Genomic DNA, 9,239 nt, shown 5'->3' with positions numbered 1-9,239 from the left:
GAAATCGAGCGGGGCGTGCGCGACCTGCCCGAACTCGAACAACGCGCCACCCAATGGATCCACTCCATCACCACCCCGACACAACACGCGCAACAGCTTGACAATGTATAGGAGCATCGGAACGTACCTGAGCGGTGGCGTCATCCTTGGGGCTGATGCTGCGGCGGGGCGGTTGGCGGATGAAATCACTCCGGGGAGCGAGGGCGAGACGGTGCCGGATGCGGTGTAATGGGATCATCGCCTGAACGGCTGCGATCGGCATCCGGACGGGTGATGACCACAACAATGCCGTCTGGCTGACCGGGACCGTTGCGATGCGACAGGCAGCCGGCCGGACGGCGTCCACAGACCATCACAGCGGCCGCAACCGATACCGGGCCGCTGCACACGAATCGGCCGGCACGACAACGCCGGCCTCCGGCACACACGGAGGCGATCATGTTCTTCATGCACAGAAAGCGCCCGGCACTGGCCCGCATGGTGCGCAACAGCAACGCCCGTGCCGTCGAGCGGTCTTTTGCCATCCCCGCAGCCGCTCCGACGGCATCGACAGTCCCGGTCTCCACGCTGGACGCCATCGTGGGACGCATCCATGACGTGCGCAGCATCCCGCCGTCGGCGATGTCCCGGCTCACCGGGTCACCGACCGTCTACGTGCGGTGACGTCCGCTCACGCGGCGCCGGGTCTGGGACTGGAACATCGGGTCTGGGGCGTCTGCGAGACTGGGGGCTTATGAGCACTATCATCATGCACACCTCAGAAGGTGACATCACCATCAACCTGTTCGACGACAAGGCTCCCGAGACGGTGAAGAACTTCCTCGGCCTCGCCACCGGCGAAAAGGAATGGACCGACCCGTTCACCGGCCAGCCGTCGCACGAGCCGTTCTACGACGGCCTGACATTCCACCGCATCATCAAGGACTTCATGATCCAGGGCGGCTGCCCGCTCGGCAACGGCACCGGCGGCCCCGGCTACGAGTTCGACGACGAGATCGACCCGTCGCTCAAGTTCGACCATCCGTACCTGCTGGCCATGGCGAACGCCGGCCTGCGCCGCGGCCGTGACGGCAAGGCGCACGGCACCAACGGATCGCAGTTCTTCATCACCACCGTGCCGACGCCGTGGCTCGACGGCCATCACACGATCTTCGGCGAGGTCGCCGACGACGAGTCGAAGAAGGTCGTCGACAAGCTCGAATCCGTGCCGACCGACCGTTCCGACGCTCCGCTGGAGCCGGTCGGCATCACGTCGATCACCGTGGTGAAGTGACACCTCCTGCGTGACGGTGCCGCCTGCACAAGGTCGGCGCCGAACGGAACGACGGAACAACGAGGGGCCTGCCCGCTGCATGCAACAATCGGTTGCGTCAGCGGACAGGCCCCTCGCCAATGTCGGCGGCGGCCGTCACAGTATGCCGAAGCGCACGAGCGCGTTCATGATGCCGTCATGGTCCACGTCGTCGGTGATGTAGTCGGCGGCCGCCTTCGCCGGCTCGGTCGCGTTGCCCATGGCCACGCCAAGCCCGGCGAACTCGAGCATCGTCGCGTCGTTGCCGCCGTCGCCGAACGCGACCACCTGATCGCGCGTCCAGCCGTAATGGTCCATGAACCGCCGCATGCCCACCGGCTTGCCGCCGTCGGCCGGAATCAGGTCGGTGAAGTCGGGGTGCCAGCGCACGCCCGTGACGTTGCGACACAGCGAGCAGATCTCACGCTCGTCGTCAAGGCTGATGTACGGGCTGATCTGGAATGTCTCGTACTTGAGCGCGCGCTCATGCGGGTCGTCGATGTTCACCTTGGGCGCGGTCTTGCCGAGCTGTCGCCAGGTGCGGCGCATCGCCTCGGTGACCTGGTTGAAGTAGACGTAATCCTTCTCACAGTAGTTCGCCACCACGTCCGGATGCTCGTCCAGCCAGCGGGTGATGGTCGTGATGTCCTCCGGCAGCAGCGCCTCCTTCTCCAGGAAGCCGTTGTCGTCGAAACAATACTGCCCGTTGAGCGCCACGATGCCGTCGAAATGCACGGGCATCATGTCGAGCACCACGGTCATGTGCGAAGGGGCGCGTCCGGAGCAGATGAACGTCTTGATGCCCTTCGCCTGCAGCCTGTGGATCGCTTCGATGGTGGAATCCGGGATGACATGGGTGACGAAACTCGTCAGCGTGCCGTCGATGTCGAAGAACGCCGCCTTGCAATCCGTCATGCCGACCGCGCCGTGGGACGGTGTGCCGTCGTGATGCCGATCTTCGGACAGGGTGCCGTTGGAAAGAGCGCCGTTGGACGGCGTATCGTCGTGCAGTGCCATGCGTAACCTCCGCGATGTAGGCCGAAAACCAGTTCAAGTGTAAGGACATCGTTGGATGACCGGCGGCCGTCGAGACGGCGCGCGAGCCGGCGTGCAACCGGTGCGTGAGCCTTCGCGCACCGGCGCATAACCCGTTATCGGTTCCGCTGTACGACTGGGATCATGCGCGCCTTATAACGAACATGTATAAGCCGATTCGCCGTTTTTCGCCTCATGCGGCCCCATGATACCGTATGGTGGTCGTTGTCCGGATGCACGGGGCCGTTGTCACAGTGGCTCCGGAAGCATCCTCAAGCACGAATGAAGATCAGAAGAACGACATCCAGGCCGGCATGGCCGGCGGGATGCGGAAGGGAAGAAACAGTTATGACCGCACAGACGACAGCATCGCAGACCCCTCAGGCGGGCGGCCCCGAAGAGCCGGTCCGCGTCAACCACACCGCACGCAACATCATCATCGCCGTCGTCGTGATCGCGCTGATCGCGGTCGGCGTGTTCTTCGGCTACCGCGCGACGCGTGGCACCACTGAGGCAGCCAAGGGCAGCGAGTCCAACCCGGTGAAGATCGGCGTGGTCGGCGCCACCGACCCGCAGTGGCCGGAATTCGAGAAGAAGGCCAAGGAGGCGGGCATCTACGTGAAGATCGTCGACTTCCAGGACTACACGTCCGAGAATCCGGCGCTCGACTCCGGCGACCTCGACCTCAACGAGTTCCAGCACCTGCTGTACCTGGCGAACTACAACGAGCAGAACAACAAGGACCTGCAGCCGATCGGCGGCACCGCCATCTATCCGCTCGGCGTGTACTCGGATAAGGTCAAGGACATCAAGGACATCGAGGCCGGCTCCACCGTCGCCATCCCGAACGACGAGACCAACCAGGCGCGCGCCATCGGCGTGCTCAAGGCCGCCGGCCTCATCGAGCTCAAGGACAAGTGGACCGCGTTCTCCACGCCCGCCGACATCGACGAGTCCAAGTCCAAGGTCAAGGTGACGCCGCTGAAGGCCGAGCAGGTGGCCAACTCGCTCAAGGATCCGCAGATCGCCGCAGGCGTCATCAACAACGACTACGTGGCCGACGCGGGCCTCAAGCCCACGGACGCGATCTACCAGGACGACGCCGAAAGCGAGGAGGCCCGCCCGTACATCAACGTGTTCGTCTCCCGCAAGGCCGACGTGAACAACGAGACGTACCTCAAGCTCATCAAGATCTTCCAGACCAAGGACGTGCTCGACAAGCTGCAAGAGAACTCCGGCGGCACCGCCGTGTTCGCCGACAAGTTCAGCGCGTCCGAGCTGCAGGGCTACCTGGCCGACATCCAGAAGGACGCCGAGAACGCCAAGTAGGCCAAGTAGGCCAAGTAGGCCAACGACGAAACCAGCGTCGGCTCGGTCCCGCACCGGAGACACCGGTCGGGGTCGAGCCGACACTCGTGCCCTGCGTATGGGCTATCATGGGCCGGCGGCCGATTCGGCCGTCGGCTTGTCCGCGGCAGGACCCGGCTGCGGGACACTCGGCCATCGGCAGACATCAAGTAAGGATCCAAAGCATGACAGAGGCGATCATCACCTTCGACCATGTCGTCAAGGAGTACCGGCGTCGGGGAGCGACCGTCGGCCGGCCCGAGACGATGAGGGCGGTCGACGACGTGAGCCTGACCATCGACAAGGGTGACATCTTCGGCATCATCGGCTACTCCGGTGCGGGCAAGTCGACGCTGGTGCGGCTCATCAACGCGCTGGAACGGCCGACCAGCGGCACGGTGACGGTGCTCGGGCAGGACGTCACCGGCCTGAGCGAGGCCAAGCTGCGCCCGGTTCGGCAGAAGATCGGCATGATCTTCCAGCAGTTCAACCTGTTCTCCACCAAGACCGTGGCGCGCAACATCGCCTATCCGTTGCAGCTTGACCATTGGCGTAAGGACTATCAGGACAAGCGCGTCGCCGAACTGCTCGACTTCGTGGGACTGTCCGACCAGGCCGACAAATACCCGTCGCAGCTGTCCGGCGGGCAGAAGCAGCGCGTCGGCATCGCCCGTGCGCTGGCCACCAACCCGCAGATCCTGCTGGCCGACGAGGCGACCAGCGCGCTCGACCCGGAGACCACCGGCGAGGTGCTGGCGCTGCTCAAGCGCGTCAACGAGGAGTTCGGCGTGACGATCGTGCTCATCACGCATCAGATGAGCGTGGTGCAGCAGATCGCGAACCGCGTCGCCGTGATGAGCGGCGGCAAGGTCGTCGAGCAGGGCGACGTGTACAACGTGTTCGCCGCCCCACAGCAGGCGGTGACCAAACGCTTCATCGCCACGGCGGTCTCCGGACTGCCCGAGCCGGCCCGCGTCGCGTCGTTGCATGACGAATGGTCCGGGCGCATCGTCACGGTGCTCATCCGCCAGCGCGAGTCCCAGGGAGGGGCTTCCGGCGCGGCGGTCAGCGCGTCCGGCCAGAACATCTCCGAGCTGATCGCCCGCTACGGGGTCGGCAGCAGCCTGCTGTACGGCGGCATCGACACCGTGTCCGGTTCGGCCATCGGCTCGATCACCTACGAGTTCTCCGGCGACGGCGACCTGGTGGAGCGCTTCCTCGCCGAACTGTCGCGCTCCAGCGACGTCATCGACTTCGGCACCGCGGCGGCGCCGGTCGACTATGATGCTGCCGTCGCCGCGTCGGGGCTCAGCACCGTCGCCGCCGTGCGACATGAGGAGGAGGCACGATGACCAACTTGATTGCAACCGCGGCAGGGCACGGCGCCGAGCTCGCCGCGCGGCAGACCGACTGGACGGTGCTCAAGCCGATGCTGTTCCAGTCCATCGGGCAGACCCTGCAGATGGTGTCGGTCACGCTGGTGATCGGTGGGTTCCTGGGCTTGGTGCTCGGTGTGGTGCTGTACGGCACGCGCCCGGGCAACCTGTTCGAGAATGCGGTCGTCTACCGCATCCTCGACCTGATCGTCAACATCGTGCGGCCCATCCCGTTCATCATCTTCCTCGCCGCGATGCAGCCGCTGACCATCAACGTGGTCGGCACGTCCATCGGCACCGCCGCGGCCATTTTCCCGATGGTCGTGATGTGCACGTTCGCCACCTCGCGTCTGGTCGAGCAGAACCTCGTGCCCGTCGATCCCGGCATGATCGAGGCGGCCCGGTCCATGGGCGCGTCCAAGTTCACCATCATCCGCACGGTCCTCATCCCCGAGGCGCTGGCCCCGCTGATCCTCGCCTACGCGTTCCTGTTCATCGGCGTGCTCGACATGTCGGCGATGGCCGGCTACATCGGCGGCGGCGGACTCGGCAACTTCGCCATCGCCTACGGCTACCAGAAGTTCGACCAGACGGTCACCTGGACCGCGGTGATCATCATGATCGTCATGGTGCAGATCGTGCAGGGCGTGGCGAACGCCATCGCCAAGCGTATATTGAAGCGTCAGCGGTAACGCAGGCGAACAGCACATCGACATGCGTGGTCCCGTCATACGGGGCCACGCATTCGCATAATTTGCATAAGGATGCCGGCATCGGCATCAAGGAAAGCGTCAGGGAAAGGGAAACGGCAATGACCGAACACGTCGGGGCAAGCGACGAGCTCATCGAGATCCGCCATCATCTGCATCAGCATCCGGAACGCAGCTTCAAGGAGTTCGACACGAGCCGGTATCTGGCAGGCCAGCTGCGCGACCACGGCATCGAAGTGCTCGACACGCCGCTCGAGACCGGGGTGGTCGGTCTGATCGAAGGCACACGGCCCGGCCCTCGCATCGCACTGCGCGCCGACATCGACGGCCTGCCGATCAGCGAGGACACCGGCCTGCCGTTCTCCTCCGAGAACGAGGGCGTGATGCACGGCTGCGGCCACGACCTGCACATGACGGGGCTCCTCGGCGCCGCGTTCTGGCTGGCCGCGCACCGCGACCGCATCGCCGGCAGCGTGAAGATCGTCTTCCAGCCGGCCGAAGAGCTCGGGCTCGGCGCGCGCAAGGTCGTAGACTCCGGCGCCGTCGACGACGTGACGGCTATCATCGGCACGCACAACAACCCGAACTACGCGCCCGGCGAAATCGCGGTCGGCACGACGCCGATGATGGCCGGCTGCGTCAAGTTCAAGGTGACGCTGCACGCGCAGGGCACCCATGCCGGCTACCCGCAGAAGGGGACCGGCCCCATCGAGGCGCTCGCGTCCATGATCCTCGCGCTGCAGACCATCGTAAGCCGCAACGTGTCGCCGTTCCACGCGGTGGTCCTGTCCGTCACCGAAGTGCACGGCGGCGACGTGTGGAACGTGGTGCCCGCCGAAGCCGGCTTCCAGGGCACCGTGCGGTTCTTCGAACGCGACGACGAGACGCTCGTGCACCGCCGGTTCGTCGCTGAAGTGGACCATACCGCCGAGGCGTACGGCATCAGCGCCGACGTGGACTGGGACTGCATCCAGATCCCTCTGGTCGGCGACGAGGCGTTGAGCGAGGCGGTCGCCGCCGACGTGCCGCAGTACGCCACGCTCAAGCCGATCCGGCCGAGTATGGCGGGGGAGGACTTCGTGGAGTTCTCCACGACCGGTACACGGCTCGTGTTCGCGTTCATCGGCTCCAACGGGCAGCCGGGGTGCGCCGACTGGCACAGCCCGCATTTCATCGGCTTTGACGGCGCGGTCGGCCCGGCAGTGGACTTCTACGTCAACGCCGCGCTGCGCGTGCTCGACGAGCTCGCCGAATAGCCGACAGGAAACCGGACCGTCACGTGCGGCGCGCCCCACTGCGGTACACTATGGGGCTATGACTCAGCTTCGTTTTGCACTCGCACAGATCGACACCTGCGTAGGCGACCTCGACGGCAACGCCGACAAGATCCTCCAGTACGCGCACCGCGCGGCCCACGGCGGCGCACAGGTCGTCGTGTTCCCCGAGATGACCCTCACCGGGTACCCGATCGAGGACCTCGCGCTGCGGCGCACCTTCCGACAGGCCGCATGGGACAAGGCGAACTGGCTCGCCACCGAGCTCGAGGCCGACGGCCTGGGCGACCTGTACGTGGCGGTCGGCACTGTCGGCACAGACCACGCGCTCGACAAGCCGCGCAACCGCATGGTCGTGCTGCACGACGGCACCGTGTGGGCCGGCTACGACAAGCACTTCCTGCCGAACTACGGCGTGTTCGACGAGTTCCGCATCTTCGCCGCAGGCGAGCGCACGGTGGTCGTCGACATCGACGGCGTGCGCGTCGGAGTGGCCATCTGCGAGGACATCTGGCAGGACGGCGGCCCGGTGGCCCGTCTCGCCGAAGAGCACATCGACGTGCTCATGACCATGAACGGCTCGCCGTACGAGGAGGGCAAGACCCACACGCGCTACGACCTTGCGGTCAAGCGCGCACGCGAGGTCGACGCGCCGATGATCTACGTGAACCAGGTGGGCGGCCAGGACGATCTCGTCTTCGACGGCGGCAGCTTCGTGGTCGACCGCGACGGCACGCTGCTCGAACGTTCTCCCATGTTCATGGAGCATCTCGGCTTCTTCGACCTCGATACGGACGCCGAGAAGCAGACCGCCGGCGAGATCGCGCCCATGCCCGACCCGGACGAGGAGGTGTACACCGCCTGTGTGCTCGGCCTCAAGGACTACATGGCCAAGAACCGGTTCACCGGCGTGTGCCTCGGCCTGTCCGGCGGCATCGACTCCGCGCTGGTGGCGGCGATGGCCGCCGACGCCTGCGGCGGCCACAACGTGCACGGCATCTCCATGCCCAGCATGTACTCGTCGCTCGGCTCCAAGGACGACGCCGCGGACCTCGCGGCCAACATCGGCGCCCACTACGACGTGCAGCCGATCGAGCCGCTGTTCAACGCCTACCAGAACCAGTTGCAGCTTGAGGGCGTGGCCGCCGAGAACCTGCAGGCGCGCATCCGAGGCGTCATCGTCATGGCCTACTCGAACAGCCTCGGCCTGCTCGCCGTCGCCACCGGCAACAAGTCCGAGCTGGCGTGCGGTTACTCCACGATTTATGGTGACGCGGTCGGTGGCTACGCGCCGATCAAGGACCTGCTCAAGACCCGCGTGTGGGAGCTGGCACGTTGGCGCAACCGCGCGGCGGCGGCCGGTGTGGGCATCGGAGGTCTGCGCATCGTCGGCAATGAGCAGGGCGATCCCGGCGTGCCGCTCAAGGACGGCGTGATGATTCCCGTGAACTCGATCGTCAAGGCGCCGAGCGCCGAACTGCGCCCCGGTCAGAAGGACTCCGACTCGTTGCCCGAATACGCGCTGCTCGACAAGGTGCTCGCCGCCTACATCGAACACGCGCACGGCCGCGCCGACCTGCTGGCCGACGGGTTCGACGCCAAGACCGTCGACACGGTCATGCGGCTGGTGGACCGCGCCGAATGGAAGCGCCGCCAGTACCCGCTCGGACCGAAGGTCACGGCGCTCGCGTTCGGCCGCGACCGCCGCCTGCCCGTCACCAACGCCTTCCGCGAGTAGATAGGCGCCTCGCTTCGTTTTCCCGCCCCTCGGTGGAGGGGGCTGTCAGCGGAGCTGACTGGGGGAGCGCCACACCGGTTGACACAAGCCCGACGTGACGCGGCCAGGTGAGTAGACTGGGTGAGGACCGATGGCGGTGGGCCGTGGCGGCGAAGGTCGTCACGGCCCACCGCCGTGAACGCCGTGAGCAGGGGAGTGATGATGGCGGACAAGCGCTGGTATTTCAACACGAAGACCGAACAGCCGGAACTCGGCATGATTTCGCCGAGCACCCACCGCATGGGCCCGTACAAGACCCGGCAGGACGCGCTCGACGCGTGGAAGATCGCCAAGGAGCGCAACCTCACCTGGGACGAGGTGGACCGGCAGTGGAACAAGTGGGATGACGAAGGCAAGGACGACGGCGATTCCGGCAGTGTCGACGCCGGCCGCGACACCGGTCGCGGGGATGGCGGCACGGCCGCGTAA

9 protein-coding genes are annotated in these 9,239 nt (G+C 65.9%); 8 read left to right on the top strand and 1 reads right to left on the bottom strand.

The annotated features are described in order from the left end of the window. Positions 1 to 438 precede the first annotated feature (438 nt). Both F7D09_RS07220 and F7D09_RS07215 read left to right on the top strand, forming a co-directional pair. Positions 439 to 663 (top strand): hypothetical protein, encoded by a 225-nt coding sequence (locus F7D09_RS07220; protein WP_152234723.1) that lies wholly within the window; start codon positions 439 to 441, stop codon positions 661 to 663. A 70-nt stretch (positions 664 to 733) separates the two neighbouring features. Beyond that, positions 734 to 1,273, top strand: a complete 540-nt coding sequence (locus F7D09_RS07215; protein WP_152234722.1) for a peptidylprolyl isomerase — start codon at positions 734 to 736, stop codon at positions 1,271 to 1,273. Between the two features lie 135 nt (positions 1,274 to 1,408). On the opposite strand, the gene F7D09_RS07210 is transcribed toward F7D09_RS07215, so the two are convergent. After that, positions 1,409 to 2,206 (bottom strand): Cof-type HAD-IIB family hydrolase, encoded by a 798-nt coding sequence (locus F7D09_RS07210; RefSeq protein ID WP_152234727.1) that lies wholly within the window; start codon positions 2,204 to 2,206, stop codon positions 1,409 to 1,411. 468 nt (positions 2,207 to 2,674) lie between these two features. On the opposite strand from F7D09_RS07210, the gene F7D09_RS07205 reads away from it, so the two are divergent. The 6 genes from F7D09_RS07205 (at position 2,675) to F7D09_RS07180 (ending at position 9,239) form a co-directional block, all read left to right on the top strand. Further along, a complete protein-coding gene (locus F7D09_RS07205; RefSeq protein ID WP_152234721.1) occupies positions 2,675 to 3,655 on the top strand; it encodes a MetQ/NlpA family ABC transporter substrate-binding protein in 981 nt (326 codons plus the stop codon). Positions 3,656 to 3,858: 203 nt separating this feature from the next. Beyond that, positions 3,859 to 5,025 (top strand): methionine ABC transporter ATP-binding protein, encoded by a 1,167-nt coding sequence (locus tag F7D09_RS07200; protein ID WP_152234720.1) that lies wholly within the window; start codon positions 3,859 to 3,861, stop codon positions 5,023 to 5,025. Beyond that, positions 5,022 to 5,741 carry a methionine ABC transporter permease gene (locus F7D09_RS07195; protein WP_152234719.1) on the top strand — a complete coding sequence of 240 codons (720 nt, stop codon included), beginning with the start codon at positions 5,022 to 5,024 and terminating at the stop codon, positions 5,739 to 5,741. The genes F7D09_RS07200 and F7D09_RS07195 overlap by 4 nt, the downstream gene beginning before the upstream one ends. A 119-nt stretch (positions 5,742 to 5,860) precedes the next feature. Then, on the top strand, positions 5,861 to 7,015 hold the full coding sequence (locus F7D09_RS07190; protein WP_152234718.1) for a M20 metallopeptidase family protein: 1,155 nt from the start codon (positions 5,861 to 5,863) through the stop codon (positions 7,013 to 7,015). 58 nt (positions 7,016 to 7,073) lie between these two features. Continuing rightward, on the top strand, positions 7,074 to 8,771 hold the full coding sequence (locus tag F7D09_RS07185; protein ID WP_152234717.1) for an NAD+ synthase: 1,698 nt from the start codon (positions 7,074 to 7,076) through the stop codon (positions 8,769 to 8,771). 201 nt (positions 8,772 to 8,972) lie between these two features. Continuing rightward, the gene (locus F7D09_RS07180) at positions 8,973 to 9,239 is read left to right on the top strand and encodes a hypothetical protein (protein ID WP_226836071.1); all 267 of its coding nucleotides are present in this window, start codon (positions 8,973 to 8,975) and stop codon (positions 9,237 to 9,239) included.

Origin of the sequence: Bifidobacterium leontopitheci, assembly GCF_009193355.1 — a bacterium.
Lineage (GTDB): Bacteria > Actinomycetota > Actinomycetes > Actinomycetales > Bifidobacteriaceae > Bifidobacterium > Bifidobacterium leontopitheci.
This window is presented reverse-complemented; position numbering and strand designations above follow the sequence as displayed.

Excerpts from the sequence above, each read along its gene's own strand:
- F7D09_RS07210 (WP_152234727.1), bottom strand. The coding sequence starts at position 2,206 with ATGACGGATTGCAAGGCGGCGTTCTTCGACATCGACGGCACGCTGACG.
- F7D09_RS07220 (WP_152234723.1), top strand. The coding sequence starts at position 439 with ATGTTCTTCATGCACAGAAAGCGCCCGGCACTGGCCCGCATGGTGCGC.
- F7D09_RS07185 (WP_152234717.1), top strand. The coding sequence starts at position 7,074 with ATGACTCAGCTTCGTTTTGCACTCGCACAGATCGACACCTGCGTAGGC.
- F7D09_RS07195 (WP_152234719.1), top strand. The coding sequence starts at position 5,022 with ATGACCAACTTGATTGCAACCGCGGCAGGGCACGGCGCCGAGCTCGCC.
- F7D09_RS07215 (WP_152234722.1), top strand. The coding sequence starts at position 734 with ATGAGCACTATCATCATGCACACCTCAGAAGGTGACATCACCATCAAC.
- F7D09_RS07205 (WP_152234721.1), top strand. The coding sequence starts at position 2,675 with ATGACCGCACAGACGACAGCATCGCAGACCCCTCAGGCGGGCGGCCCC.
- F7D09_RS07200 (WP_152234720.1), top strand. The coding sequence starts at position 3,859 with ATGACAGAGGCGATCATCACCTTCGACCATGTCGTCAAGGAGTACCGG.
- F7D09_RS07180 (WP_226836071.1), top strand. The coding sequence starts at position 8,973 with ATGGCGGACAAGCGCTGGTATTTCAACACGAAGACCGAACAGCCGGAA.
- F7D09_RS07190 (WP_152234718.1), top strand. The coding sequence starts at position 5,861 with ATGACCGAACACGTCGGGGCAAGCGACGAGCTCATCGAGATCCGCCAT.